Annotated in this window: 20 protein-coding genes and 1 pseudogene; 11 read left to right on the top strand and 10 right to left on the bottom strand. The window is 64.1% G+C overall.

Annotation, left to right across the window (positions count from 1 at the left end; all coding sequences use genetic code 11):
* Positions 1 to 6: 6 nt before the first annotated feature.
* A complete protein-coding gene (locus tag AC0L2C_RS27320; RefSeq protein ID WP_128248090.1) occupies positions 7 to 249 on the bottom strand; it encodes a hypothetical protein in 243 nt (80 codons plus the stop codon).
* Positions 250 to 411: 162 nt separating this feature from the next.
* Between AC0L2C_RS27320 and AC0L2C_RS27325 the strand changes: the two genes are divergently transcribed.
* From AC0L2C_RS27325 to ppa, 5 genes are all read left to right on the top strand, one after another.
* Positions 412 to 1,044, top strand: a complete 633-nt coding sequence (locus tag AC0L2C_RS27325; RefSeq protein WP_036263057.1) for a LemA family protein — start codon at positions 412 to 414, stop codon at positions 1,042 to 1,044.
* A gap of 85 nt (positions 1,045 to 1,129) precedes the next feature.
* On the top strand, positions 1,130 to 1,936 hold the full coding sequence (locus tag AC0L2C_RS27330) for a TPM domain-containing protein (RefSeq protein ID WP_473524888.1): 807 nt from the start codon (positions 1,130 to 1,132) through the stop codon (positions 1,934 to 1,936).
* An 8-nt stretch (positions 1,937 to 1,944) separates the two neighbouring features.
* The gene (locus AC0L2C_RS27335; RefSeq protein ID WP_473524889.1) at positions 1,945 to 2,583 is read left to right on the top strand and encodes a TPM domain-containing protein; all 639 of its coding nucleotides are present in this window, start codon (positions 1,945 to 1,947) and stop codon (positions 2,581 to 2,583) included.
* 116 nt (positions 2,584 to 2,699) lie between these two features.
* Complete coding sequence (locus tag AC0L2C_RS27340; RefSeq protein ID WP_128168610.1) at positions 2,700 to 3,206, top strand: GNAT family N-acetyltransferase; 507 nt, start codon at positions 2,700 to 2,702, stop codon at positions 3,204 to 3,206.
* 112 nt (positions 3,207 to 3,318) lie between these two features.
* A complete protein-coding gene (ppa, locus tag AC0L2C_RS27345; RefSeq protein WP_023800478.1) occupies positions 3,319 to 3,852 on the top strand; it encodes an inorganic diphosphatase in 534 nt (177 codons plus the stop codon).
* A 245-nt stretch (positions 3,853 to 4,097) separates the two neighbouring features.
* On the opposite strand, the gene AC0L2C_RS27350 is transcribed toward ppa, so the two are convergent.
* Complete coding sequence (locus AC0L2C_RS27350; RefSeq protein ID WP_128248088.1) at positions 4,098 to 4,691, bottom strand: hypothetical protein; 594 nt, start codon at positions 4,689 to 4,691, stop codon at positions 4,098 to 4,100.
* A gap of 45 nt (positions 4,692 to 4,736) precedes the next feature.
* Positions 4,737 to 5,336 (bottom strand): TetR/AcrR family transcriptional regulator, encoded by a 600-nt coding sequence (locus AC0L2C_RS27355; protein ID WP_473524890.1) that lies wholly within the window; start codon positions 5,334 to 5,336, stop codon positions 4,737 to 4,739.
* An 82-nt stretch (positions 5,337 to 5,418) separates the two neighbouring features.
* Here AC0L2C_RS27355 and AC0L2C_RS27360 point away from each other — a divergent pair, with 82 nt between their 5' ends.
* Together AC0L2C_RS27360 and AC0L2C_RS27365 are read left to right on the top strand one after the other, a co-directional pair.
* Complete coding sequence (locus AC0L2C_RS27360; RefSeq protein WP_473524891.1) at positions 5,419 to 6,702, top strand: MFS transporter; 1,284 nt, start codon at positions 5,419 to 5,421, stop codon at positions 6,700 to 6,702.
* 277 nt (positions 6,703 to 6,979) lie between these two features.
* Positions 6,980 to 8,548, top strand: coding sequence for an alkaline phosphatase D family protein (locus AC0L2C_RS27365; protein WP_473524892.1), 1,569 nt, complete (start codon positions 6,980 to 6,982; stop codon positions 8,546 to 8,548).
* A 274-nt stretch (positions 8,549 to 8,822) separates the two neighbouring features.
* On the opposite strand, the gene AC0L2C_RS27370 is transcribed toward AC0L2C_RS27365, so the two are convergent.
* Complete coding sequence (locus AC0L2C_RS27370) at positions 8,823 to 9,098, bottom strand: hypothetical protein (RefSeq protein ID WP_023800473.1); 276 nt, start codon at positions 9,096 to 9,098, stop codon at positions 8,823 to 8,825.
* A gap of 200 nt (positions 9,099 to 9,298) precedes the next feature.
* On the opposite strand from AC0L2C_RS27370, the gene typA reads away from it, so the two are divergent.
* Both typA and AC0L2C_RS27380 read left to right on the top strand, forming a co-directional pair.
* Positions 9,299 to 11,128, top strand: a complete 1,830-nt coding sequence (gene typA / locus AC0L2C_RS27375; RefSeq protein ID WP_027154593.1) for a translational GTPase TypA — start codon at positions 9,299 to 9,301, stop codon at positions 11,126 to 11,128.
* Positions 11,129 to 11,562: 434 nt separating this feature from the next.
* Positions 11,563 to 12,177 (top strand): LysE family translocator, encoded by a 615-nt coding sequence (locus AC0L2C_RS27380; protein WP_473524893.1) that lies wholly within the window; start codon positions 11,563 to 11,565, stop codon positions 12,175 to 12,177.
* 9 nt (positions 12,178 to 12,186) lie between these two features.
* On the opposite strand, the gene AC0L2C_RS27385 is transcribed toward AC0L2C_RS27380, so the two are convergent.
* Together AC0L2C_RS27385 and AC0L2C_RS27390 are read right to left on the bottom strand one after the other, a co-directional pair.
* Complete coding sequence (locus tag AC0L2C_RS27385) at positions 12,187 to 12,510, bottom strand: YciI family protein (protein ID WP_023800470.1); 324 nt, start codon at positions 12,508 to 12,510, stop codon at positions 12,187 to 12,189.
* Positions 12,511 to 12,697: 187 nt separating this feature from the next.
* A pseudogene (locus tag AC0L2C_RS27390) lies at positions 12,698 to 12,814 on the bottom strand (peroxidase-related enzyme); the annotation flags it as partial.
* Positions 12,815 to 12,949: 135 nt separating this feature from the next.
* Between AC0L2C_RS27390 and AC0L2C_RS27395 the strand changes: the two are divergent.
* Together AC0L2C_RS27395 and AC0L2C_RS27400 are read left to right on the top strand one after the other, a co-directional pair.
* Positions 12,950 to 17,758: an NAD-glutamate dehydrogenase gene (locus AC0L2C_RS27395; RefSeq protein ID WP_473524894.1), complete on the top strand. Its 4,809-nt coding sequence runs from the start codon at positions 12,950 to 12,952 to the stop codon at positions 17,756 to 17,758.
* Between the two features lie 282 nt (positions 17,759 to 18,040).
* Positions 18,041 to 19,417 (top strand): MFS transporter, encoded by a 1,377-nt coding sequence (locus tag AC0L2C_RS27400; RefSeq protein ID WP_473524895.1) that lies wholly within the window; start codon positions 18,041 to 18,043, stop codon positions 19,415 to 19,417.
* A 155-nt stretch (positions 19,418 to 19,572) separates the two neighbouring features.
* On the opposite strand, the gene purH is transcribed toward AC0L2C_RS27400, so the two are convergent.
* The 4 genes from purH to htpX all read right to left on the bottom strand — a co-directional run bounded on the left by purH (position 19,573) and on the right by htpX (position 25,542).
* Positions 19,573 to 21,189, bottom strand: a complete 1,617-nt coding sequence (purH, locus tag AC0L2C_RS27405) for a bifunctional phosphoribosylaminoimidazolecarboxamide formyltransferase/IMP cyclohydrolase (RefSeq protein ID WP_128248082.1) — start codon at positions 21,187 to 21,189, stop codon at positions 19,573 to 19,575.
* Positions 21,190 to 21,279: 90 nt separating this feature from the next.
* The gene (locus AC0L2C_RS27410; RefSeq protein WP_473524896.1) at positions 21,280 to 23,004 is read right to left on the bottom strand and encodes a heparinase II/III family protein; all 1,725 of its coding nucleotides are present in this window, start codon (positions 23,002 to 23,004) and stop codon (positions 21,280 to 21,282) included.
* 133 nt (positions 23,005 to 23,137) lie between these two features.
* A complete protein-coding gene (locus AC0L2C_RS27415; protein ID WP_473524897.1) occupies positions 23,138 to 24,538 on the bottom strand; it encodes an RsmB/NOP family class I SAM-dependent RNA methyltransferase in 1,401 nt (466 codons plus the stop codon).
* Positions 24,529 to 25,542, bottom strand: a complete 1,014-nt coding sequence (gene htpX / locus AC0L2C_RS27420; RefSeq protein WP_473524898.1) for a zinc metalloprotease HtpX — start codon at positions 25,540 to 25,542, stop codon at positions 24,529 to 24,531. Before htpX ends, AC0L2C_RS27415 begins: the two co-directional genes overlap by 10 nt.
* Between the last annotated feature and the right edge of the window lie 31 nt (positions 25,543 to 25,573).

Raw genomic sequence — 25,573 nt, forward strand, 5'->3', positions numbered from 1 at the left:
AGGTTCCTAACCCTGGATGATGAAAAGCACGAGCCAGATCAACAGGCCAATGCCGACAATGAGCCCCAGTGCCCGGCCGATGCGTGTGCCCCAATATTCGATCGGGTCCGCCCGGTCGGCATCTGCAGCAGTGACGTCATCGCGCGCGCCCTTCGCGGTCCGCGCAACGGACGAGGCCGGGTCGGTTTCACTTGCCACGCGCTCGATGATGCGGCGCGATTCGTCGTCGCTGTCCTGGCGTCCCGCCATGGCTATACCCTGTTTTCGCAGCGACTTTAACCTGTTCGCCCGGCCAGTTACAGGGCCTGAGAGTGAATGCCAAAGCACCAGCAGCACCCCAGGTTGAAGTCATGTTCTTGCGCGCGGATTGTGGTAATGCTTCGCCCGTCAGTCTTGTTGAGGGATTTTTCCATGCCTGCCCTTTCCTCCCCTTTCGTCTTCCGCAACCTGCCAGCCTTGCTGATGATGGCGATCGTGCTGCCGCTGCTGGCCGGCTGCGGCTACAACACCATTCCGACGGCGGAGGAAAACGCCAAGGCCGCATGGAGCCAGGTGCTGAACCAGTACCAGCGCCGCGCCGATCTCATTCCCAACCTGGTCGAGACGGTCAAGGGCTATGCCGCGCACGAGAAGGATACGCTCGATGCCGTGGTCGAGGCGCGCGCCAAGGCGACGCAGGTGACGGTGACGCCCGAGACGCTGAGCGATCCGGAAGCGGTCAAGAGATTCCAGGACAGTCAAGCCGGCCTGACCAGCGCGCTGTCGCGGTTGCTGGCAGTGGTGGAGAATTATCCCGACCTCAAGGCCAACCAGAATTTCCTGGCGCTGCAGGCGCAGCTCGAAGGCACCGAGAACCGCATCTCGGTCGCCCGCCGCGACTATATCGAGGCGGTGCGGGAGTATAATCTGACGCTGCGGACCTTCCCGTCGGTGATTTGGGCGACCCTGTGGTTCCGCGACAATCAGCCATTCGCCAATTTCACCATCGAGGAAGACAAGATGCAGACGCCGAAGGTCGATTTCGGCACGCAGCAGGGCGGGTGATCGGCGCTTAGCGAGCGCAGTTCCATTGACCTTGTACTCCGTCCCACCCCCCTCTGTCCTGCCGGACATCTCCCCCTCAAGGGGGGTGGAACGGAACGCAAGCCTTGCGTTCCGTTCGGTTGCTCTAGCCCTTCTCTACTTAGCCCTCTTCCTCCCCCTCGCCACCCTTGCCGCCGAATTGCCTGCCCTGACCGGGCGGGTCGTCGACAATGCCGGCATCATCGATGCCGCAACCGAAGCGGCGCTGACCCGCAAGCTTGCGGATTTCGAGGCCAAGAACTCTGACCAGATCGTCGTCGCGACGCTTCCTGGCCTCGACGGCGAGGAAATCGAGCCCTACGCCAACCGGCTGTTCCGCGCCTGGAAGCTCGGCCAGGCCGGCGAGGACAATGGCGTGCTTTTGCTGGTCGCCAAGGACGACCGCAAGATGCGCATCGAGGTCGGCTACGGGCTGGAAGGCACGCTGACCGACCTGCACACCAGGCTGATCATCGAAAACGACATGGTGCCGGCCTTCCGCGCCGGCGATTTCTCCGGCGGCATAATGAAGGCCGTCGACGACATGGTCATGGTGCTGGAAGGCAATCCGGAAGTGCTGGAAGCGCGCGGGACCCGCAACCAGCAGCCGCCGTTCAACACCGACGATCTGTTCTTTGCGATCTTCATAAGCATCTGGGCGATCATCTTCTTCGGCAGCATCGCCGCCTCCATCCTGCCGCCGATCTTCGGCCGGAAGATCGGCCCCGGTCGCTATCGCTGGCTGGGCATGATTTTCGAGCCGGGCCGGCAATCTTCTGGCGGCTGGTCGTCGGGCGGAGGCGGCTCAGGCGGTGGCGGGTTTTCGGGCGGCGGCGGCTCGTCCGGTGGCGGCGGATCTTCAGGAAGCTGGTGAGACACGACATGGCAACTCGACCGATCAGCCCCGAGGATCATGACCGCATCGCGAAAGCGATCCGCGTCGCCGAATCGAAGACCGACGGCGAAATCTACTGCGTGGTCGCCTATGCCAGCGACGGCTATTTCTTTCCGGCGGCCTTCATGGCGACGCTGGCGATGCTCGTCGTCAGCCTCGCCGTCAGCTACGGGCTGGAAGCGTGGTGGCTGTCGATCCGCTTGCCGCATTTCGTCATCGCCCAGCTTCTGGCGATGGCCTCGGTGCTTGTGCTGTTGTGGGCGCTGCCCGGCTTGCGCATCCACCTGGTGCCGAGACGGCTGCGTTACCAGACCGCGCACGCCAATGCGATAAAGCAGTTCCTCGCCCGCAACGTCCACCGCACCACGGCGCGCACCGGTGTGCTGGTGTTCGTTTCGATCGCCGAGCACTACGCCGAAGTGATCGCCGACAGCGGCATCGACAGCCGTGTCGGCCAGCATGTCTGGGACGGCGTCGTCCGCGACCTTACCGCGCATGCCCGCGACCATCGTCTCGCCGACGGCTTTATCAAGGCGATCGAAGCGACGGGTGCGGTGCTGGCCGAGCATTTCCCGGTTTCTTCCGGCGACAGCAACGAACTCGACGACCATCTGGTCGAAATCTGAGTCGCTACGAACGGTTTTTTCAGCACTCAACGGCACGTCTATCGTCTGTGCGAAAGCTTGGGAGCGGCTGACCGGACTCTTGCAATCGGGCGGTGCGGGTTTATGGTTAACCAATCATGAAGACGCTGAGCATCGACATCAGGAAAGCCGAGCCGCGCGACGCAGGCGCCATCGCCGACGTGCACCTGCTGGCCTGGCGCGGCGCCTACTCCGGCATCATCCCGCATCGCACGCTGACATCGATGATCAACCGCCGCGGCGCCGACTGGTGGGCGAACGCCATTCGCCGCGCCGCCACCGTCCTGGTCGTCGAGATCGGCGGCAAGGTTGCCGGCTACGCCACGATCGGCAAGAACCGCGCCCGCGAGCTCAAGCAGCAGGGCGAGATCTACGAACTTTACGTGCGCCCGGAATATCAGGGCATCGGGCTCGGCAGCCGGCTATTCTCGGCAGCACGGGCGCGACTGGCAGACCATGGGCTGAAAGGCATGGTGGTGTGGGCGCTGGAGGACAACCAGAACGCGCTCACCTTCTATGCCGGCGCCGGCGGCCGCGACGTCGCCGAGGGAGTCGAGGTTTTCGAGCAGAAGGCTCTGAAGAAGGTCGCCTTCGTCTGGGAATGACGGCTCGACACGCCTCTCGCCAACACCCTCAGCCGATTTCAGTACCATTCGCCGCATTGCACCATGCGCCGCTGCCCGCTATCGGTTTCCAATCGAAAGAGGGACAAAAGCCATGCGCATCGAAGCCATCGCCATCGGAAAGAACCCGCCGGAGGACATCAACGTCATCATCGAGGTGCCGATCGGCGGCGAGCCGATCAAGTACGAGATGGACAAGGAGGCCGGCACGCTGTTCGTCGACCGCTTCCTGCACACCTCGATGCGCTATCCCGGCAATTACGGCTTCGTGCCGCACACGCTGTCGGGTGACGGCGACCCGATCGACGTACTGGTCTGCAACACGCGCGCGCTGGTGCCGGGTTGCGTCATCAATGTGCGGCCGATCGGCGTGCTGGTGATGGAGGACAATTCCGGCCTCGACGAAAAGATCATCGCGGTGCCGTCGCCCAAGCTTACGCTGCGCTACGAGAACGTCACCGAATACACGCACCTGCCCGACATCACCCGCCAGCAGGTGCAGCACTTCTTCGAGCACTACAAGGATCTCGAACCCGGCAAATGGGTCAAGATCGAGGGCTGGCACGACGCCGCCTACGCCAAGAAGATGATCGTCGAGGCGATCGAACGGGCCAAGGCAAGCAAGTAGCCCAGCGCCTGAATTTGCGGGCAAACTGCTGGCGTAGCGCCGCCCCTCATCCGCCTGCCGGCACCTTCTCCCCGTGAACGGGGAGAAGCCCGCTGACCTCGACCTTGGCGCCCATTCAGCAACGGTGGTAATTGGCGAAACCATTGATGGCTGCGTCTTTCTCCCCGTCACTATACGGGGAGAAATGCCCGGCAGGGCAATGAGGGGCAGCGCTGACCGACGTTACTTTTCAATGCGACGCGCTCCTAATTGTCGACGCGGCCGAAAGCGGGCGCGTTGCCGATAACCACGCGCTTGTCCTTGCCGCAGGCAAAGGTCCGCGCCTTCTCGTCGGCGAGCTTGCGTGCCTGGTCGTTGGCGCCGGGGTTGCCGGTGGCCAGCACCAGGCCGACGGTGCAGCCTTCATAGGTCTCCGGCTGGGCGACCTTGGCGACGATCAGCACGTCGGTCGGCTTGTTCTCCACCTCGGGATTGCTGATCGAGCGCCGATGGATGACCGCAAACGGGACGGCGCGATCGCCGTTCGTCTCGATGCGCCACTCGAGTTTGGATGCGGCCGTGTTGAAGGCGACAAAACTTTCCCAGACTGCGGTCATGTCGCTGGGCGGAAAACCATAAAACAGCGATTCGCGGGCGTCGTCGTAGGCGATCAGCACCGGGTAGCCGCGATAGCCCGAACAGGCGAGACTGGCCCAGTCGCCGTCGCCTTCCTCCGCCTGCGCGTAGGTCACGCAGTCCTTCTTCCAGTCGAGATCGGTGTAGGCACTGGAAATGTCGCCGGCCCGGGCAGGCTGGCAGAGGCCGGCGAGGGCAAGCGGGATCAGCAAAAGAGCACGCATCGCGGGCAACTCCGTTTCGGGGCTGCCGCACGGTATCGTCAAACGCTATTTCTTCAAGCTCGCTTCGATCAGCAGGTCGGCATTGTGGGCCACAGACTTCGCCGGTCCGCCGGCCCCGAACAGCTGGCCACTGATATAGGCGCCTTCGATCAGGAGCAGCAGCCCGTCGCCCAGCGTCTCGGCGTCGCCGGCACCCATTGCCGCCGCCATGGCGCGCAGGCGTCGGCGCAATTCCTGCTTGTTGGCCTCGCTCACCACGCGGGCCGGGTGGCCACGTTCGGGATATTCGACGGCCGCATTGGTCATGCCGCAGCCGCGATAGTCGGGCTTTTGCGTGCGCTTGCCGATGCGGGTCAGGAAGGCGGCGATCTGCGCGCGCGGATTGCCGGGATGGGCAGCCACCGCCGCGTCGAAGTGGGCCCAGAACTCGAGGTCGTATTGCCGCAGATAGGACGCGGCCAATTCGTCCTTGGACGGAAAGCTGCGATAGAGGCTGGGCTTGGTGACGCCGGCGCGCCGCACGATCTCGTCGACGCCGATCGCCCTGATGCCTTGCCGGTAGAACAGGTCGCGGGCAACGCGAAGGATTTTTTCGCCCGCGCGGGGCCGTTCATCCGCTTTGATCGTTGGCTCAATGCTTTTCATTCTTGGACGTGCCGTTGCCTGCTTGACAATGTTACCGATCGGTACGTATGCTCCCATGCATTGCAACGTACCGGTCAGTAACATGATAGCTCGATCCCGCCCGTTTGGCCAGCGCTATGCTTTCGTCGTGGTGGCCGTCATTTTCCTGTGCCTGCTGATCGCGGCGGGCCTGCGGTCGGCGCCGGCCGTCATGATGCTGCCGCTGGAGGAGAGTTTCGGCTGGCGGCGCGATGTCGTCTCGCTCGCCGCGGCCATCGGCATCTTCCTCTACGGCCTGACCGGGCCGTTTGCCGCGGCACTGATGGAACGGATCGGGCTGCGCCGCACGCTGCTGGCGTCGCTGGTGCTGATGTCGGGCTCGACGGCGCTCAGCCTGTTGATGACCCAGCCCTGGCACCTGCTTCTCACCTGGGGCGTATTCTCCGGCGTCGGTTCCGGCGCGGTCGCCACGGTGCTCGGCGCCACCATCGTCAATCGCTGGTTCAAGACCAATCGCGGCCTGGTGATGGGGCTGATGTCGGCCTCGGCCGCCACCGGCCTGCTGGTGTTCCTGCCGTTGCTCGCCGCGCTCGCCCAGTCGGGCGGCTGGAAGCCTGTCGCCATCGCCATTGCGGTCGCCACCGCCTGCCTGGTGCCGCTGGTCTGGCTGCTGGTGCCGGAACGGCCGTCCGCGATCGGCATGGTGCGCTACGGCGCGGACGTCGACGACGTGCCGCCGGTTCCGCCGGCCTCGCAGGGCAATTTCCTCACCCACACGTTCAGCACGCTGCGTCGTGCCGCCGGCACGCGGGTGTTCTGGTATCTGTTCGCCACCTTCTTCATCTGTGGCTTCACCACCAACGGACTGGTCGGAACGCACCTGATCGCGTTTTGCGGCGACATGGGCATCGGCCAGGTGCAAGCCGCCGGCCTGCTGTCGCTGATGGGCATCTTCGACCTGATCGGCACGACGCTGTCGGGCTGGCTCACCGACCGTTTCGACCCGCGCAAGCTGCTCGGCGTCTATTATGGCATCCGCGGCCTGTCGCTGATCTATCTGCCTTATTCCGGCTTTTCGTCGACCAGCTTGATCATCTTCGCCGTGCTCTACGGATTGGACTGGATCGCCACCGTGCCGCCGACGCTCAGGCTGTCGAACGAGGCGTTCGGCGACCGCAGCGGGCCGATCGTCTTCGGCTGGGTCGTCGCCGGCCATCAGGTGGGTGCAGCGGCGGCCGCCTTCTTCGGCGGCACCATGCGTGAATTGCAGGGCAATTACGAACTTGCCTTCCTCATCGCCGGCATGACGGCAATAGCCGCAGCCTGCATCTCGCTGTTGATCAACACCAGCCGTCCGGCCTTCGAGCCGAACCCGCAGGCGGCTTGAGCTGTGACGGCCGAGCGCTAATCTCCCCCCTTGAGGGAGATGGCCGCGAAGCGGCCAGAGGGGGTCGGTCCGACCGGGCTCGGCCCCTTATCGCCGACGCAGGAGGTTGGCGCTCCACGCGACACGACCCCCTCTGTCGCCTTCGGCGACATCTCCCCCTCGAGGGGGGAGATTCGCCAGCCTGTTGATCGTCAGAAAACCTTCATGGTTTCGAGATGTGCGTGAAACATTGAGGCTGGACCTTGGCGGCGACGTTTAAGCCATCCAGGAGACAGCCATGAACAAGATTTCGCGCCGCGCTTTTGTCACGTCGGCGAGCGCCGCCGGCCTCGTCGGCGTATCGGGCCTCGCGCTTCCCTATTATTCGCGCGCCAATCAGCGGCCCGCCTTCACCCATGGCATCCAGTCGGGCGATGTCGACGCAACCAGTGGCGTGGTGTGGACGCGGACCGACCGCCCTTCGCGCGTCATGTTCGAAGTCTCGTCGACGGAGAATTTCGCCAATCCCTTGCGCCTTGCGCCGCTCGATACGTCGCCGGCCAGCGATTACACCGTAAAGCGGCTGCTCACCGACCTCACCTCCGACCAGGACATCTTCTATCGCATGGTCGCGGCCGATCTTGCCGACATCAACGCCGTCTCCGAGCCGATCGTCGGCCGCTTCCGCACGGCGCCGGCCTCGAAACGCGACATCCGCTTCGCCTGGTCGGGCGATACCGCCGGCCAGGGCTGGGGCATCGACGACACCGGCATGAAGACCTATGCCACGATCGGCAAGCATACGCCCGACTTCTTCCTGCATTCCGGCGACACCATCTATGCCGACGGCCCGATGAAGGACGAGGTCGAGCTGCCCGGCGGCAGCAAGTGGAAGAACAAGGTCCTCATCGACGAAAAGCGCAAGGTTGCCGAGACGCTGGACGAGTACCGCGGCCAGTGGAAGTACAACATGATGGATAAGAACGTGCTGGGGCTAAACGCCATCTGCCCGACCTTCTACCAGTGGGACGATCACGAGGTGGTCAACAACTGGTCGGATTCGAAGAACCTGAGCGCCGATGACCGCTACTCGGAAAAAAACATCCATGTGCTGGCGGCTCGCGCGGCACGTGCCTTCCACGAGATGACGACGATCCGCTACGAGCCGTCGGAACCGGGCCGCGTCTATCGCAAGATCGCCTACGGGCCGCTGCTCGACGTGTTCTTCCTCGACATGCGCTCCTATCGCGGCGCCAACGGTCCTGGCATGCAGGATACGGTGACGCCGCAATCGCGCATCCTCGGCGAACAGCAGATGAAGTGGCTGAAGCGCGAACTGGCAAACTCCAACGCGACCTGGAAAATCATCGCCGCCGACATGCCGCTTGGTCTCGTCGTCTGGAACGACGCCACCAACAAGGCCGGCGCCGAGGCCGTCAGCAATGGCGACAATGGCCCGGCCAAGGGCCGCGAACTGGAAACTGCCGACCTCCTTCGCTACATAAAGAATGCCGGCATCACCAACACCGTCTGGCTGACCGCCGACGTGCACTACACGGCGGCGCATTACTACAATCCCGACAAGGCGCAGTTCCAGGACTTCAATCCGTTCTGGGAATTCGTCTCGGGTCCGCTCCATGCCGGCACCTATGGACCCAATGATTTCGACATGACCTTCGGCCCGGAGCTGAAATTCATCAAGGCGCCAACCGCCGAGCAGGGGCAGAACCTGCCACCCTCGGCCGGCCTGCAGTTCTTCGGCCTCGTCGACATCGATGGCGCCACTGAACAGATGACGGTGCGGCTGATGGATCGCGACGACAATGAACTCTACAAGGTCACGCTCGACCCGGTGCATTCGGCGTGAGGGGACTGGGTCACGTTGTATCAATCCTGGGTGACGTCCCGCTGCCCCTCATTGCCCTGCCGGGCATTTCTCCCCGTAAACGGGGAGAAAGTGGCCCGCATCGAAGATTTCGCTAATCGCGAACGTTGCAGAAGGAGAGCCGACATTTCGCGCAGCGGGCTTCTCCCCGTTTACGGGGAGAAGGTGCCGGCAGGCGGATGGGGGGCTGCGCCGGCGTTGGCAAGACTTCAGGAAGGGTCGATCTGACCTTTCCGACAATGTGCGGAAAGCAGTCCTAATCCGGATAGCAAACGGTCGGAATATTGGGCCAAACAGCGCTGTCGCAGTTGGCGGCCTCCTGCCTTTGCTTGAAGGCGGCGCTGACCGGCCCGGTCACCACCGGGTCGACGCCATCGGGAGCGTCGGCAAACAACTGCTCCGCCGTTCGGGTGTCGGACGGCAGGGCAGGCTCCGTCGACGTCGCGGCCGACTGTGCCACCCCTGCCGCAAGCAGGACGGCGAGCGCAGCCCATGCAAGGATTGGCCGGTATCTGATGCCCGTTTTGCTCATGAAATTTGAACTGTCCCGACCGTGAAAGGTTCCGCTTTGGTTAATAATTCAATTTCACACCAAGACGCTTAAGATTTGGTGACCATCTATTTGGTGGCACGCCTCCTCTTTCGCAATTGCGAAAAACCCTGTATGAGCCGCCCAACCGAAAGAGGCAGCGCCTTTTGGCCTGCTGCCTGCAACGCTCCCGAGACCACAACATGAAAATTCGTAATATCGCGATCATCGCGCACGTCGACCATGGGAAAACCACCCTCGTCGACCAGCTCCTGAAACAGTCCGGCTCGTTCCGCGACAACCAGCGCGTTGCCGAACGCGCCATGGATTCGAACGACCTCGAAAAGGAACGCGGCATCACCATCCTGGCCAAGGCGACCTCGGTCGACTGGAAGGACACCCGCATCAACATCGTCGACACCCCCGGCCACGCCGATTTCGGCGGTGAAGTCGAGCGCATCCTGTCGATGGTGGATTCAGCCATCGTGCTGGTCGACGCCGCCGAAGGGCCGATGCCGCAGACAAAATTCGTCGTCGGCAAGGCGCTCAAGGTCGGATTGAAGCCGATCGTCGTCATCAACAAGATCGACCGGCCGGACGCCCGCCACGTCGAGGTGGTCAACGAAGTGTTCGACTTGTTTGCAGCGCTCGACGCGACCGACGAGCAGCTCGACTTCCCTATCCTTTACGGTTCGGGCCGCGACGGCTGGGTGTCGGAAAACCCCGAAGGTCCGAAGGACCAGGGTCTGGCGCCGCTGTTCGACCTCGTCATCAAGCATGTGCCGGCGCCGACCGTCCACCCCGGCCCGTTCCGGATGATCGGCACCATCCTGGAAGCCAATCCGTTCCTTGGCCGCATCATCACCGGCCGCATCGAATCCGGCACGCTGAAGTCCAACCAGGCGGTCAAGGTGCTGCATCATGACGGCACCCAGGTCGAAACCGGCCGTATCTCGAAGATCCTGGCTTTCCGCGGGCTCGAGCGCCAGCCGATCGACGAGGCGCAGGCGGGTGACATCGTCGCCATCGCCGGCCTGTCGAAGGGCACCGTCGCCGACACGTTCTGCGACCTGTCGGTGACCGAGCCGCTGCATGCGCAGCCGATCGATCCGCCGACCGTGACGATGTCGTTCCTCGTCAACGATAGCCCGCTGGCCGGCACCGAGGGCGACAAGGTGACCAGCCGCGTCATCCGTGACCGCCTGCTGCGCGAGGCCGAAGGCAATGTCGCGCTGAAAATCGAGGAATCGCCTGACAAGGATTCGTTTTTCGTCTCCGGCCGCGGCGAATTGCAGCTTGCCGTGCTGATCGAGACGATGCGCCGCGAAGGGTTCGAGATTGCCGTGTCGCGGCCGCGCGTCGTCATGCAGAAGGGCGAGAACGGCGAGTTGCTCGAGCCGGTCGAGGAAGTCGTCATCGACGTCGACGAAGAGCATGCCGGCGTCGTCGTGCAAAAAATGTCGGAGCGCAAGGCCGAGATGGTCGAATTGCGCCCGTCGGGCGGCAACCGCCAGCGTATCGTCTTCCACGCGCCGACGCGCGGCCTGATCGGCTACCAGTCGGAACTGCTGACCGACACCCGCGGCACAGCAGTCATGAACCGGCTGTTCCATGCCTACGAGCCTTACAAGGGCGAGCTGCCGGGCCGCACCAATGGCGTGCTGATCTCCAACGAGCAGGGTGAATCAGTGGCCTATGCGATGTGGAACCTGGAAGACCGCGGCCCGATGGTCATCGATCCAGGCGTCAAGGTCTATCAGGGCATGATCATCGGCATCCATTCACGCGACAACGACCTCGAGGTGAACGTGCTGAAGGGCAAGAAGCTGACCAACATCCGCGCTGCCGGCAAGGATGAAGCGGTGAAGCTGACGCCGCCGATCCGCATGACGCTGGAACGCGCGCTGGCCTGGATCCAGGACGACGAGCTGGTCGAAGTGACGCCGAAGACCATTCGTCTGCGCAAGCTCTATCTCGACCCGAACGAGCGCAAGCGTTTTGAGAAATCGGCGAAAGTGGTCGGCGCGGCGTAAGCGGATGTCGAGAGATCTGCGGCAAACTCGTCACGGCTGTCGCATACGGCAATCGACCCGAGGCTGAAGTTTGCGTCTCGATGCTTAGTGCGTAAGGGATCTATGCTCTCGCGACGCATATTTCCGACATAGACGGGCTTAGCCTGATCCATGGAGGTCGGCGCTTTCCCTCATCCGCCTGCCGGCACCTTCTCCCCGTGGACGGGGAGAAGACCGCTGACCGCACCCTCGGCGTTCATTTTTTGCAACGCTGGTAATTGGTGGAACCGTCGATGACGGCGCCCTTCTCCCCGTTCACGGGGAGAAGATGGCGGCAGCCAAATGAGGGGCAGCGCTGGCGCCTCTTCAGAGGGCAAAGTTCTCCGCAAGCTGCAGGGGTGCCAAATCGCCGCCGATCGGATATCTTTAGCTTTCTGACGTTCGAAGGCACTCACATGCACCTCACCTCTCTCCTCATTTTCGCCGCCGCCCTTTTCGTCGCCGCGGGCTCGCCCGGCCCGTCGATTGCCGCCCTGGTGGCGCGGGTCATCGCAAAGGGCTTTCGCGACGTGTTTCCATTCCTGCTCGCCATGTGGATCGGCGAGGCCATCTGGCTGTCGCTGGCGGTGTTCGGGCTGGCGGTGGTGGCGCAGACCTTCCATCTCGCCTTCGTCGTGCTGAAATGGGTCGGCGTCGCCTATCTCGCCTACGTCGCCTGGAAGATGTGGACGGCCCCGGTCGAGGCGCGCGAAGGCGAGATGCCGCGCGAGGAGTCAGCCGTCAAACTGTTCTTTGCCGGCATGGCGGTGACACTCGGCAATCCCAAGATCATGATGTTCTACCTGGCGCTGCTGCCGACCATCATCGATCTCGCCTCAGTGACGGTCGTCGGCTGGATCGAGCTGACGCTGACCATGGCCGTGGTTCTGGTCGCCATCGATCTGGCCTGGGTGCTGGCGGCAGCGCAGGCGCGAAAACTCTTGAAGAGCAGGCGGGCGATGAAGATCGCCAACCGCGTCAGCGCCACCACCATGGCCGGTGCCGCGGCGGCGATTGCGGCTCGATCCTGAGCCGGTGCGTCAGCCCATTTCGATGATCGGCGCGATCTCGACGCTGAAACCCGGGTCCTTCAGGATAGGACAATCCTTGGCCTTGGCGACGGCATCGTCGATGTCGTTCGCTTCGATGATTGTGTAACCGGCGGTCGGATTGCTGCCGCCATTGTTCTCGACTTTGCCGCCGGGCAGCACGGTCTTCGACATGCCGACCGGATTGCCACCGTCGACCACGGCCGAGCCAAGCTTGCCGTACCAGCCGTTCCAGGCATCCATCGCCGCTTGCCGTTCGGCGTCGTCGGTCGGCATCTTGCCGGAGCCGTGATAGACATAGAGAAATTTCGCCATGTTCTCCTCCGTTGATCTTCCGTTGATCGGCGGGCGTCGAACCGACATGCGGTCACGCCGCAGGGCGATCATCGGACCAAACCGAAAAACAAGCAACGAGAATGCGAATCACTAATGTGAGGTCCAGTTGGCTCGCAATCGCCATGCTCTCACCGCGCCATCGCCTGGTATGTCGGTGAAGGCGCGCAGCCAAAAGCACATTGGGAACGAGGCCGAGCTTCTCCTCGCATTTGGCGAAATAGGCTTTCGTCGCTTCGCTCAGTTCCGCAGGCGCGAGGTCAAGTGCGACGATTTTGTCTTTTATGGCGGATTTCTCCTCATTTTCGGTGACCCACCGGCGAATCCCGACATTTCGTCGCAAGCGGTCAAACCTTTGTCGCCAAATATCGGTCATCTGCTACCATAGTCGCAAAACATATGACGGGAGGGATTTAGCGACATGGCCGGCCTGAAATCTGCAAGCCAGTTGAAAAAGATAAGCACGGCCAAGGGCAGCGAGAAACCCGGCAGGCTTGCCGATTACCTGCTGGCCCGTGCGCCGGCCGAAGATGTCGCCGCCTATGAGGTCACCGCACTCGAACGTGCCGCCGATCTCGCCGGACGCGCCGTCGCCAGGCACAAGAAGGGCGATTGCGTCGTCGCCATAGACGTCGATTCCGGTGTCGTGCGCCAGGGCAGGCCGATGACGGTGATCACCGTCGTCAACGACAACATGCCGTTCCTGTTCGATTCCATCCTCGGCGAGATCACCGAGAGCGCCGGCGAACCGCTGCTGGTTACCCATCCGGTCATCGTCGTCAGGCACGGCAAGAGCGGCGTCGACGAAATCCTCGGCGATGGCGGCTTCGCCAAGGGCGATTACAGTCATGAACGGCTGAGCGTCATCCACGTCCATATCGGCCGTCTTTCGTCCGAGCAGGCCGAGGCATTGGCTGACCGGCTGAAGAAAATATTGGGCCAGGTGCGCGCCGCCGTCACCGACTGGAAGCCGATGCTGGCCCGCCTCGACCAGGCAATCTCCGAGTTCCGCTACGCTCCGGTGCCGCTCGACAAGGCCAACGTCACCGAAGCGATCGCCCTCCTCGAATGGCTGCGCGACGACAATTTCACCTTCCTCGGCATGCGCGAGTTCAAATATACCGGCGGCGAGAAGAGCGGCACCCTGGAGCGCACCGAAAAGCCCGGCCTCGGCATCCTCTCCGATCCCGACGTGCTGGTGCTGCGGCGCGGCACCGAAGCGGTGTCGACGACGCCGGAAATCCGCGCCTTTCTGCACGGGCCGGAACCGCTGATCGTCACCAAGGCCAACGCCAAATCGTCGGTGCACCGCCGCATCTATCTCGATTACATCGGCGTCAAGACCTACACCGCCAAGGGCGTGCTCGCCGGCGAGCTGCGCATCGTCGGCCTGTTCACCTCGACCGCCTACACGCGCTCGGTGATGAAGATCCCCTATCTCAGGTCGAAAGCCGAAACCATCATCGCCAAATCCGGTTTCAACCCTGAAGATCACTCCGGCAAGGCACTGATCAACGTGCTGGAGAGCTATCCGCGCGACGAACTGTTCCAGGTTCCGGTGCCGATCCTGCGCAAGCACGCCGAAGCCATTCTGGGGCTGATCGAGCGGCCGCGCGTCAGAGCGCTGGTGCGCGCCGATCAGTTCGACCGCTTCGTCTCGATCCTCATCTTCGTGCCGCGCGACCGGTACGACAGCGTCGTGCGCGAGAAGATCGGCACCTATCTGAGGACGGTGTTCCAGGGCCGGCTTTCGGCCTACTACCCGGCCTTCCCGGAAGGCGGGCTGGCTCGTGTCCACTTCATCATCGGCCGTTCCGGCGGCAGGACGCCGAAGGTCGACCAGGCGACGATCGAGGCAGCGATCCGCGCCATCGTGCGGACCTGGGACGACATTCTGCGCGAGACCGCCGAAGAGACCGGCGCCGATGCGGCGCTCACGGCGATCGCCTCGCGCTTCTCGGGAAGCTATCGCGACAGCTTCTCACCGGCGGAGGCGCTGGCCGATGCCGGGCGCATCGCCAGGATCAGCGCGGCCAATCCGATCGCCATCGACTATTATCGTCATGCCAACCAGGAACCGCATCAGGCGGCGCTGAAGATCTATCACCATGGCAGCCCGGTGGCGCTGTCGCGACGGGTGCCGGTGCTGGAGAACATCGGTTTCCGCGTTATCAGCGAGCGCACCTTCGAGGTCGGGGACGAAGCTTCCGACATGATCAATACTGATCAGCCGGGCATGGTCTTCATCCACGACATGGAACTCGAAAACAGCTACGGCAAGCCAATCGACCTTGGCGACCGCGGCGCGCTGTTCGAAGACGCGTTCCTTTCCGTCTGGCGCGGCGACATCGACAATGACGGCTATAACGGCCTTGCCCAGACCGCCGGCCTGTGGTCGGCCGAGATTTCCATCCTGCGCGCCTACGGCCGCTATCTGCAGCAGGCCGGCATCCCACAGAGCCAGGATTTCATTGCCGCCGCGCTCAACCGCTATCCGGAGATCGCGCGTGGCCTGCATGAGCTGTTCGTCGCCCGCCTCGGACCGACGGCGCAGACGGGCGGGGCGGTCGCGGCCAGGCACCTCAAGGCCAAGATCAGGGATGCGCTGGAAGAGGTTCCCAACATCGACGACGACACCATCGTCCGTCGCTACCTCAACCTGATCGAAGCCTCGCTGCGCACCAATCATTTCGTTCCCGATCTGAAGGAGAAGGGCCAGTCGTTGACGATCAAGCTCGATTCGCAAGCGGTCGACGGCCTGCCGGCGCCGCGGCCGTGGCGGGAGATCTTCGTCTACGGCTCCGAGGTCGAGGGCGTGCATCTGCGCTTCGGCCCGGTCGCGCGCGGCGGCCTGCGCTGGTCGGACCGCGCCCAGGACTACCGCACCGAGGTGCTCGGTTTGGTCAAGGCGCAGCAGGTCAAGAACGCGGTGATCGTGCCGGTTGGCGCCAAGGGCGGTTTCTATCCGAAGAAGCTGCCGATGGGCGCCGGCCGCGACGCCATCTTCGAAGCCGGCGCGTCCGCCTACAAGAATTACGTCTCCAGCCTGTTGTCGATCACCGACAATATCGGCCTGGACGGCGTCATTCCGCCGGCTCAGGTCGTGCGGCGCGACCAGGACGACCCCTATTTCGTCGTCGCCGCAGACAAGGGCACGGCGACCTTCTCCGACACCGCCAACGCCATCAGCGAGAAGCATGGCTTCTGGCTCGACGACGCCTTCGCCAGCGGCGGCTCGGCCGGCTACGACCACAAGAAGATGGGCATCACCGCCAAGGGCGCCTGGGAAGCGGTCAAGCGACATTTCCGCGAGATGAACCGCGATATCCAGACCACACCCTTCACCGTTGTCGGCGTCGGCGACATGTCGGGCGACGTGTTCGGCAACGGCATGCTCCTGTCCGAGCAGACCCGGCTGATCGCCGCCTTCGACCATCGTGACATCTTCATCGATCCCGCTCCCGACATAGCGGTTTCGATGGCCGAGCGCCGGCGCATGTTCGCCCTCGCCCGTTCGAGCTGGCAGGACTACGACAAGACAAAACTGTCCGAAGGCGGCATCATCGTCTCGCGCAGCCAGAAATCGATCACGCTGCCGCCGGCCGCGGCCGCGGCGATCGGCCTCGGCAAGACGACCGCCTCGCCGGTCGAGATCATGAGCGCCATCCTCAAGGCGCCGGCCGACCTTTTGTGGTTCGGCGGCATCGGCACTTATCTCAGGGCATCGACGGAAAGCAACCAGGACGCTGGCGATCGCGCCAACGATGCCATTCGGGTGACTGCGCTCGAAGTGCGCGCCAAGGTCATCGGCGAGGGCGCCAATCTTGGCGCGACGCAGCGGGCCCGCATCGAATTCGGGCTGAATGGCGGGCGCTGCAATTCCGACGCCATCGACAATTCGGGCGGCGTCAACTGCTCCGACGTCGAGGTCAACATCAAGATCGCGCTGGCTTCCGCCATGCGCAAGGGGGCGCTGACCCGCCCAGCGCGCAACAAGCTTCTCGCCGAAATGACCCACGAGGTGAGCGCGCTGGTGCTGTCCAACAATTACGAGCAGACGCTGGCGCTGTCCCTTGCCCGCAAGCGTGGCCTTGCCGATATCGCCCATCAGAGCCGTTTCATGGCAGCGCTCGAGGCGCGCGGCCTGCTCGACCGCAATGTCGAAGCTCTGCCGTCGCCGGCAGGCCTTGCCGAGCGCGAGGCGCGCGGCGAGCCGTTGACCAGGGCCGAGCTCGGCGTGCTGCTGGCCTATGCCAAGATCGTGCTGTTTTCCGACATCGTCGCCAGCGACGTGCCGGACGATCCGCATTTCGACCGTGACCTGATGGGCTATTTTCCGGACCGGATGACGAAGAAATTCGCGGCCGAAATCCATGGCCATCGCCTGCGCCGCGAAATCATCGCCCGTGTCGTCGCCAACGATCTGGTCAATCGCGGCGGCCCACCCTTCGTCAACAGGCTGCAGGAAGCAACCGGTCGCAGCGCGGCCGACGTGGTCCGGACCTTCGCTGTGGTGCGCGACGGCTTTGGCTTGCCGGCGCTCTATCGCCAGATCGACGCGCTCGACAACCAGATCGACGGGCAGGTGCAGCTCGACCTTTATCAAGCCGTCAGTCGGCTTACCTATGTCGCCAGCGGCTGGTATCTCAAGAATGATACCAGCACCGCTCCGCTGGGCCAACGGATCGCCGAATTGCAGAACGCCCGCAAGGCACTGGAGCCGAAGCTCCCTTCGCTGCTTCCGGCCTTCTCGCGCGAGCGGATAGAGGAGCGGCGGCATGGTTTGGCCAAGGGCGGCGCGCCCGAACAGCTGGCAGAACATCTGGCGCTGACCGATGTGGCCGGCGTCGTGCCTGACATCGCGCTGACGGCCCGAACGGCGAATGCCGACATCATCGCCGCCGCGAAGGCGTTTTTCGCGGTCAGCGATGCCTTCCGCATTCCGCGCGTCGAAGATGCGGCGCGCTCGATCGCGCCGTCCGACTACTACGATCAATTGGCGCTTTTCCGCGCCACCGACACGATCGGCGCAGCCAGGCGCGGCATCGCCGTGGCGGCGCTCACCGGCCATGCCGGGGCGGCGGACCCGGTGGCGGCATGGCTGGAGGCCGGCGGCGAGAGGGTCGGGCGCATCCGCGAGCGGCTGCAGGCGCTGACCGAGGGCGGCGACATCACCGTGTCGCGGCTGTCGGTGGCATCGGGGCTGATCAGCGACCTGACGGCGCTGTGAACTGTTCGCTTCACAAGGCCGGCGCTGCCCCTCATCCGGCTGCCGCCACATTCTCCCCGTATAGTGACGGGGAGAAGGAACTTGCTGCAACGCCAGCGCCTTTTCTGCAACGGCAGCCGTTCGCGAAACCGCCGATCACAATGTCTTTCTCCCCGTCCCTATACGGGGAGAAATGCCCGGCAGGGCAATGAGGGGCGGCGCGACCCCTGTCATTTGCGTGAGCACCGGAAACATGCAGACATGGCGCCGGTCGCGGGCCAAGCGAACGGGGCAGGAGGGCATATGGCCGAGGTAGCAGTGCAGCGAGCGCCGGAACGCGGCATCTGGGGATGGATGCTGTTCGACTGGGCGGCACAGCCGTTCTTCACCGTCATCACCACCTTCATCTTCGGTCCCTACTTCGTCTCGCGCATGGCGAGCGATCCGGAAACGGGCCAGGCGGCATGGGGTTACGGCATCGCCGCGGCGGGTCTGGCCATTGCCGTGCTATCGCCGATCCTCGGCTCGATCGCCGACCAGACCGGCCCGCGAAAACCGTGGATCGCACTCTTCGCCGCGGTCAAGATCACCAGTCTTTGCCTGCTATGGTTCGCTGCTCCCGGTTCGAACCTTTTCCTGGTCGTGCTGTTCTTCTCGCTGGCTTCGGTCGCGGCGGAATTCTCGACCGTGTTCAATGATTCGATGATGCCGCGCCTGGTGCCGAAGAGCGAAATCGGCCGAATCTCGAATATGGCCTGGGGTCTTGGTTATCTCGGCGGGATGATTGCGCTGATCTTCGTCGTCGCCTTCATGGCCAGTTCGCTGGAAACCGGCAAGACGATTGTCGGCCTCGACCCGCTCTTCGGCCTCGACCCGAAGCTCGGCGAGGACGCGCGCGCCACCGGACCCCTCTCGGCGGCCTGGTATTTGCTGTTCATCCTGCCAATGTTCTTTTTCACACCGGATACGGTGAAGGGCATTCCGCTTGGACCGGCGGTGCGCGAGGGACTGTCGGAACTGAAATCGACGCTGGGCGAAATACGCAAACGCAGCGGCATCTTCCGCTTCCTCGTCGCCCGCATGATCTATCAGGACGGCGTCAATGCGTTGCTTGCCCTGGGCGGTGCCTTTGCGGCGGCGATGTTCCACTGGTCGATCACCGAGATCGGCCTGTTCGGCATCATCCTCAACGTCGTGGCCATCGTCGGCTGCCTGGTTGCCGCACGCCTCGACTTGGCGCTCGGCTCCAAGACCATAGTGATGATTGCGCTTGTCCTGCTCAGCCTCGCCACGATCGGCATCGTCTCGACCGGGCCGGGCTACACGCTGTTCGGTGCCTGGATGCTGCCCGGAGCCGACAACGGCGGATTGTTCGGTACGCCGGCGGAAAAAGCCTACATCTTCTTTGGTCTGCTGATCGGGCTTGGCTTCGGGCCGGTGCAGGCATCGTCGCGCTCCTACATGGCGCGCAGCGTCACCGCGGCCGAATCGGGCCGCTATTTCGGCATCTACGCGCTGGCCGGACGGGCGACCAGTTTTGCTGCGCCATTCCTGGTGGCCACGATCACCTTGGCCAGCGGCTCGTCGCGGCTGGGCATGGCGGCAATCGTGCTGTTCCTCGGCGTCGGCCTGGCGATCCTGATCCGCACGCCGTATCCGGCGGACCAGCCGGCGGAGTAGGAGCGCCTTTTCCTTCTTGTGGGAGAAGGTGTCGCCGAAGGCGACGGACGAGGGGTGCTCCAGCTGGCACCAAAAGCACTCCGTCCAGCACCCCTCAACCGTCTTGGCGCTGCGCGCCAATCCACCTTCACAAGAAGGGGAGAAGGCAAGAGGCGCTAATGCCTGAAATGCCTGACGCCAGTAAACACCATGGCGATGCCGTGGGCGTCGGCGGCGGCGATGACATCGTCGTCGCGCATCGAGCCGCCCGGCTGGATGACGGCGGTGGCGCCGGCTTCGATCGCCGACAGCAGCCCGTCGGCGAACGGGAAAAAGGCATCCGAGGCGACGACAGAATTCTTGGTCAGCGGCTCGGCCAGGTCGGCTGCCTCGGCCGCGTCGAGCGCCTTGCGCGCGGCGATGCGCGACGAATCGACGCGGCTCATCTGGCCGGCGCCGATGCCGACGGTGGCACCGTCTCTGACATAGACGATGGCGTTCGACTTGACGTGCTTTGCGACGCGGAAAGCGAATTTGAGATCGGCCATTTCGGCCGGCGTCGGCGCCCGCCGGGTCACCACTTTCAGGTCGAGGTCGTCGACCACCGCATTGTCGCGGCCCTGGACGAGCAACCCGCCGGAAACGGATTTCACAGTGGAGCCGGCCGCGCGCGGATCGGGCAAGCCGCCGGTGACCAGCAAGCGCAGGTTCTTCTTGGCGGCGACGATGCGGATTGCTTCGTCCGAGGCGCCCGGCGCGATGATGACCTCGGTGAAGGTTTTGACTATCTCTTCGGCGGCCTCGGCATCGAGGGTGCGGTTCATCGCGACAATGCCGCCAAAGGCCGAGACCGGATCGCAGGCAAGCGCCTTGGCATAGGCCGCCTTCAGCGAAGCGCCCTCGGCGACGCCGCATGGGTTGGCGTGCTTGATGATGGCGACGGTGGCGGAGCGGGCCGGATCGAACTCGCCGACCAGTTCGAAGGCGGCGTCGGTGTCGTTGATGTTGTTGTAGGAAAGCTGCTTGCCCTGAAGCTGGCGCGCCGTCGCGACGCCCGGTCGCTTGTCGCGATCGACGTAGAAGCCGGCGCTCTGGTGCGGGTTCTCGCCGTAGCGCATCACCTGGTCGAGCCTGCCGCCGAAGGCGCGCCAGGTGGGATGCTCGATCTCCAGCGCTTCGGCGAACCAGCCGGAAATCGCCGCATCATAGGTCGCGGTGCGGGCGAAGGCCTTGGCCGCCAGCTTCTTGCGGAAATCCAGCGAGAGCGAGCCGAAATTCATCTCCAGCGCGTTGAGCACCGAGGCATAGTCCTCGGGATCGGTGACGATGGCGACGTAAGCGTGGTTCTTGGCCGAAGCGCGGATCATCGCCGGGCCGCCTATGTCGATGTTCTCGACGATCGAGGCGTAAGCGGCGCCGGAGCGGCGGACATCCTCGAAAGGGTAGAGATTGGAGACGACGAGATCGATCGGCTCAATACCATGATCGCGCATCGCCGCGGCGTGTTCGGGATCGTCGCGCACGCAAAGCAGCGCGCCGTGCACGGACGGATGCAGGGTCTTGACGCGGCCGTCCATGATCTCGGGAAAGCCGGTGAGTTCGGAGACGTCGCGCACAGCCATGCCTGCCTCGGCGATCGCCTTTGCCGTGCCGCCGGTGGAGACCAGCTCGACGCCGGCCGCGGCCAGCGCCCTGGCGAAATCGATGAGCCCGGTCTTGTCGAAAACGGAAAGCAGCGCGCGACGAACGGGAACGAGGTCGGGCGCGGGAATGTTCTTGGCGGCGACGGCCATGGGCTGGCGGCCTTTCACGGCTGGTTGGGACAGTGTCCGCGCGCCGTAGCACATGAGGCCTGGAAATCAAACTGCGGGGCTACCGCAGTCTCAGCTTTTTGCCGGATGACCGGCGATGGCCGTCCGTGTCAGTTGCCAATGGACTTCGGAAATCTCTGACGCCTTGAAGGCCAGCACGATCTGCCGGCTGCGGCGCGGGCCGCCAAGACCGGCGAAATAAATGGATTCTTCGACCTCGGGCGCCACCTCGGTGCAGGTGAACACCCATGTGTCGGCTTCATCGGCGGTCAGCACCAGACGGTCGTGCTCGTCCTTGAGCAGGCCTATGTCGGGATGGATGTGGAAGCGCACGGTGACGAAATCGCGGCCGTTGTTGCGGATCGCAGCATTGCCCGGCCGCAGAAGGCGATCCCTGCCGGCGAGCACATTGCCGTTCGTCGACAATTTCAGTTCGCGCTCATGCAGCAAGCCGAAGCGCGCGACATAGCCGTCATGGCGAGCCAGAAAACCCTGTGTGCCTTGCTGGTCGGTGCGCTTGCAAGGCACATGCTGCGGGCCGCCGATCAACGGCGTGCCGAGCAGATCGTTGACGCGCAGCGAGTGGCTGAAACGCGCCGACGAGGTGTCGTTGATGGTGGCTGTCGAATGGGCGGCCGTGGCGCGGGCAAGCGGCCGGAATTCGGCGGCGCCATAGGTGTCCACGCCGGCGTTGACGACATAGTGGCGGCGGCCGGAAGACAGCTCGAAGGAAAGGCATCCGGCGTGCGCCGCGTTGGAAACATCGATGCGCGGTGGCGGGCCGGTATCGGCGATCACGGTGACGCCGCCCATGGAGAGGCGCTCGTAGCCCGAATGCGGTGCGTGCAGCAATGGCGCGCCGGCGGTGTCGTCGTGGCGCAGAATGGTGGCGATGCGGTTGTGGATGGTCGCGCCCATGCCGTTGAAGCGGGCGAGGCTGCCGTCCTGGTGGCGAAAGAAACGCAGCGCCGGCAGCATGCGATCGATGGCGCCCATCAGCGCCGCCGGCGGCGTTTCGGCCTGATTGGCATAGGTCTGGCGCAGCGGCAGAAGGTCGGCGAGGATTTCAAGCACGGCCATCGGATTGCGCGAAATATGGCCGCCATCCGGCAGAATCTGACGGTCGAGTTCCTCGGCGAGGTTGCGGGTTGCGCCTCGCAGCACCGACGCCGGCGCCGGTAGCGACAGAGCGGCAAAGGCAAGCGCGATGCGGGCGCGCAGCCTGTCCTTGCCGTCCGGCATCTCGCGTGCCATCGCCCTGAGATAGCGGATCTGCATGGCCAGCGATTTCAGGAACGCCCGGTAGAAGGGAAATTCAGCACCCTGCAGCACCACCGAGGAATGCTGCAGCCAGGCAATGACGCGCTTGGCCGTCGTGCCGGGCTCCCAGGCGACACCGGAAATATTGCTGCCATGAATGGCGACCCAGTCGGAGACCAGCGCGCGGGCATTGGCGGCGGCAAGCTCGGTACCGGCGGCGCGCATATGGCGCAGCCAGCGAAAGCCGTGCAGGGCCTTTTGCCAGCCGGGATTGGCCACGGCGATCTGGAAGGGCGACTTGCCGCCGGTTTCGACCAGATGTCCCGACAGCGGATAGCGGCCATAATAAATCTCGAGCGCGATCTGCCGGTCGGCCAGGCGCAGGTCCGGCGGCGCGATCAACACGCGTTCCGGTGTGCGGCCGGAGTAGCGCCAGCGATGGATCGGCCCGCCACGCAGGCGCCGGCGCGTCTTGCGCCAAAACTCCTTCGCGGCAAGCGTCCATAGACGCGTCGTGCTGCCGGCAGCGATCGCCAAAAGCCCTCCTCGTAGCGCCCAATCCGAAGACAAGCTTATGTGATTCAAGAACTTATGCGAAGGCGAATTCCACGGAGGCCTTGGAATTCAGCCTGTTTTCCGCAGGATTCTTCCTAAAACAGTCTTCAAACTTTCAGCGTTGGCCGGGTCTGCGCATGCGGGCGGCGAAGAAGCCATCCAGGCCGGACCGTTCCGGTGAGCCGAGCTCCAGATCTGCGGGCGTGGTGCGCAGCGTGCCCTGCGGCGTCAGGAACGGATCAATGCCGGCGATCTCGCCCGGGCGGAGCGGATCGTCGACAATGTCAGCCGTCCCGGCGAGGAAGGCGCGGTGAAGCGCCTCGCCTTCGAGCGGGTCGAGCGAGCAGTTGGAAAAGACGATGCGCCCGCCAGGCTTGACCAGGCTGACGGCGCGGGCGAGCAGGCTGCGTTGCAGATTGGCGAGCTTTTCGATGTCGGCCGCCGTCTTCGTCCACGGCACGTCGGGATGCCGCCGCACCGTGCCGGTCGAGGAGCAGGGCGCGTCGAGGAGGACGGCGTCGAACAGTTGTTCCGGCTCGTATTTGAGCAGATCGGCCTGGACAACCTCTGCGTACAAACCGAGCCGTTCGAGATTTTGCGAGAGCCGCGCCAACCGGTTCTTCGAGGAATCGATCGCGGTGACCGTGGCGCCGCCGAGAATGAGCTGAGCGGTCTTGCCGCCGGGGGCGGCGCAGAGATCGGCGACGCGCAAACCCCTCACGTCGCCGAAAAGCCGGGCCGGAAGGCTGGCGGCGGCATCCTGGACCCACCAGGCGCCGTCTTCAAAGCCGGGCAGTTCAGTGACCGAGGCGCTGAGTTTCTCCACGCGCACAGCGCCGGTCGGCAGCACGATGCCGCCGAGCCGCTCGGCCCACAGCGCAGGATCGGTCTTGACCGTGAAGTCGACCGGCGCCTCGTACCTGTGGGCGGCGAGGATTTGCCTGGCTTTCTCAGTGCCATAGGCGGCTTTCAGCCGGTCGGAAAACCATTTCGGCGCTTCGTCGGTGGCGGCAAGCGCTGCAGCCAGTTCGGCCTGCTTGGATCGCGCCAGCGTGCGCAGCACGCCATTGACGAGACCGGAGAAGCGCACCGTGCGCGGATCGGACTTGGCGTGGGTCACGGCAAGGTCGACTGCGGCGCTGTCGGGAATATCGAGGAACAGGATCTGCGCCGCTGCTACATGCAGAATATGCGAAAGCGCGGTGGCGTTGGGTGGCAGCGGCTTTTCCAGGCGGCGGGCCAGCAACCCTGATATGGTCATGCGGAAGCGAAGCGCAGTGACCAGTATGGCGCGCACCAGCGCCCGGTCACGCAGGTCGAGCGCCTTGTATTGCGGATGGCCGTTCTCATGGTCGGTCAGCCCGTCCAGCGGCGTCCTCGCATCGATGACGGCGGCCAGCAATCGTGCCGCGGCCTTGCGCGCGGCCAGGCCGGCAACAGGTTCGCCGGGGCTCGCTGCATTGTTTTCATGATCGCCTGAAATTCGGTGCCGGCGTTTCGCTTCGCTCACGACCACGGACCCTTGGGTCCGGTCGGATTGCGGCCCCAGGGATTGGACTTTGGCCTGGCCGGTTCAGCCGGCTGCTCAGCTCTCTCCCACGGGCCCGAAGGCCGCTGTTCGTCTGCCTGCCGCGACATCGGCGTTTGCGGCTGCGCGGAGGCGGATGCGCCACCGGCCATGTCCTGCGTCATCGCCTGCAGGGCGGCGATGCGGTTGTCGGTGCTCGGGTGGGTCGAAAACAGGCTGTCCATGCGCTCGCCGGAAAGAGGATTGATGATGAAGAGGTGGGCAGTTGCCGGATTGCGCTCGGCATCCGGGTTGCGGATGCGTTCGGCGCCGCGAGCGATCTTGTCAAGGGCCGAGGCAAGCCAGAGCGGCTGTCCACAGATCTCGGCGCCGCGCCGGTCGGCCTCGTATTCGCGGGTGCGGCTGACCGCCATCTGCACGATCATCGCGGCAAAGGGCGCCACGATCATCGCCACCAGCACACCGATAATGCCAAGGGAATTGTTGTTGTCCCGGTTGCCGCCGAAAAAGAAGGCGAAATTGCCGAGCATCGAGATCGCGCCGGCAAGCGTGGCGACGATCGTCATGGTCAGCGTGTCGCGGTGCTGCACATGGGCGAGCTCGTGCGCCATCACCGCCGCGACTTCCTCGTGCGATAGTTGCTGCAACAGTCCGGTGGTGGCGGCGACCGCGGCATTCTGCGGGTTGCGGCCGGTGGCGAAAGCGTTGGGCTGCGGGTTGTCGATCAGATAGGTTTTCGGCATCGGCAGGCCGGCCTGTCTGGCGAGGCTCTGCACGATGGCGTAATATTCCGGGGCGTTCCTTTCGTCGACCTCGACGGCGCGGTTCATCGACAGCACCATCTTGTCGGCGTTCCAATAGCTGAACAGGTTCATCGCGGCGGCAATCAGCAAGGCGATCACCATGCCGCCCGATCCGCCGATCAGATAGCCGACGCCCATGAACAGCGCGGTCATCGCTGCCAAAAGCATGGCGGTGCGAAGTGTGTTCATTGTCTGCTCCGTTTCTGCCGGCCTTTCGGAA

The organism is Mesorhizobium sp. WSM4845 (assembly GCF_055811455.1).

Coding starts and splice junctions, on each gene's coding strand:
- AC0L2C_RS27320 (WP_128248090.1), bottom strand. CDS start 249: ATGGCGGGACGCCAGGACAGCGACGACGAATCGCGCCGCATCATCGAG.
- AC0L2C_RS27325 (WP_036263057.1), top strand. CDS start 412: ATGCCTGCCCTTTCCTCCCCTTTCGTCTTCCGCAACCTGCCAGCCTTG.
- AC0L2C_RS27335 (WP_473524889.1), top strand. CDS start 1,945: ATGGCAACTCGACCGATCAGCCCCGAGGATCATGACCGCATCGCGAAA.
- AC0L2C_RS27340 (WP_128168610.1), top strand. CDS start 2,700: ATGAAGACGCTGAGCATCGACATCAGGAAAGCCGAGCCGCGCGACGCA.
- ppa (WP_023800478.1), top strand. CDS start 3,319: ATGCGCATCGAAGCCATCGCCATCGGAAAGAACCCGCCGGAGGACATC.
- AC0L2C_RS27350 (WP_128248088.1), bottom strand. CDS start 4,691: ATGCGTGCTCTTTTGCTGATCCCGCTTGCCCTCGCCGGCCTCTGCCAG.
- AC0L2C_RS27355 (WP_473524890.1), bottom strand. CDS start 5,336: ATGAAAAGCATTGAGCCAACGATCAAAGCGGATGAACGGCCCCGCGCG.
- AC0L2C_RS27360 (WP_473524891.1), top strand. CDS start 5,419: ATGATAGCTCGATCCCGCCCGTTTGGCCAGCGCTATGCTTTCGTCGTG.
- AC0L2C_RS27365 (WP_473524892.1), top strand. CDS start 6,980: ATGAACAAGATTTCGCGCCGCGCTTTTGTCACGTCGGCGAGCGCCGCC.
- AC0L2C_RS27370 (WP_023800473.1), bottom strand. CDS start 9,098: ATGAGCAAAACGGGCATCAGATACCGGCCAATCCTTGCATGGGCTGCG.
- typA (WP_027154593.1), top strand. CDS start 9,299: ATGAAAATTCGTAATATCGCGATCATCGCGCACGTCGACCATGGGAAA.
- AC0L2C_RS27380 (WP_473524893.1), top strand. CDS start 11,563: ATGCACCTCACCTCTCTCCTCATTTTCGCCGCCGCCCTTTTCGTCGCC.
- AC0L2C_RS27385 (WP_023800470.1), bottom strand. CDS start 12,510: ATGGCGAAATTTCTCTATGTCTATCACGGCTCCGGCAAGATGCCGACC.
- AC0L2C_RS27395 (WP_473524894.1), top strand. CDS start 12,950: ATGGCCGGCCTGAAATCTGCAAGCCAGTTGAAAAAGATAAGCACGGCC.
- AC0L2C_RS27400 (WP_473524895.1), top strand. CDS start 18,041: ATGGCCGAGGTAGCAGTGCAGCGAGCGCCGGAACGCGGCATCTGGGGA.
- purH (WP_128248082.1), bottom strand. CDS start 21,189: ATGGCCGTCGCCGCCAAGAACATTCCCGCGCCCGACCTCGTTCCCGTT.
- htpX (WP_473524898.1), bottom strand. CDS start 25,542: ATGAACACACTTCGCACCGCCATGCTTTTGGCAGCGATGACCGCGCTG.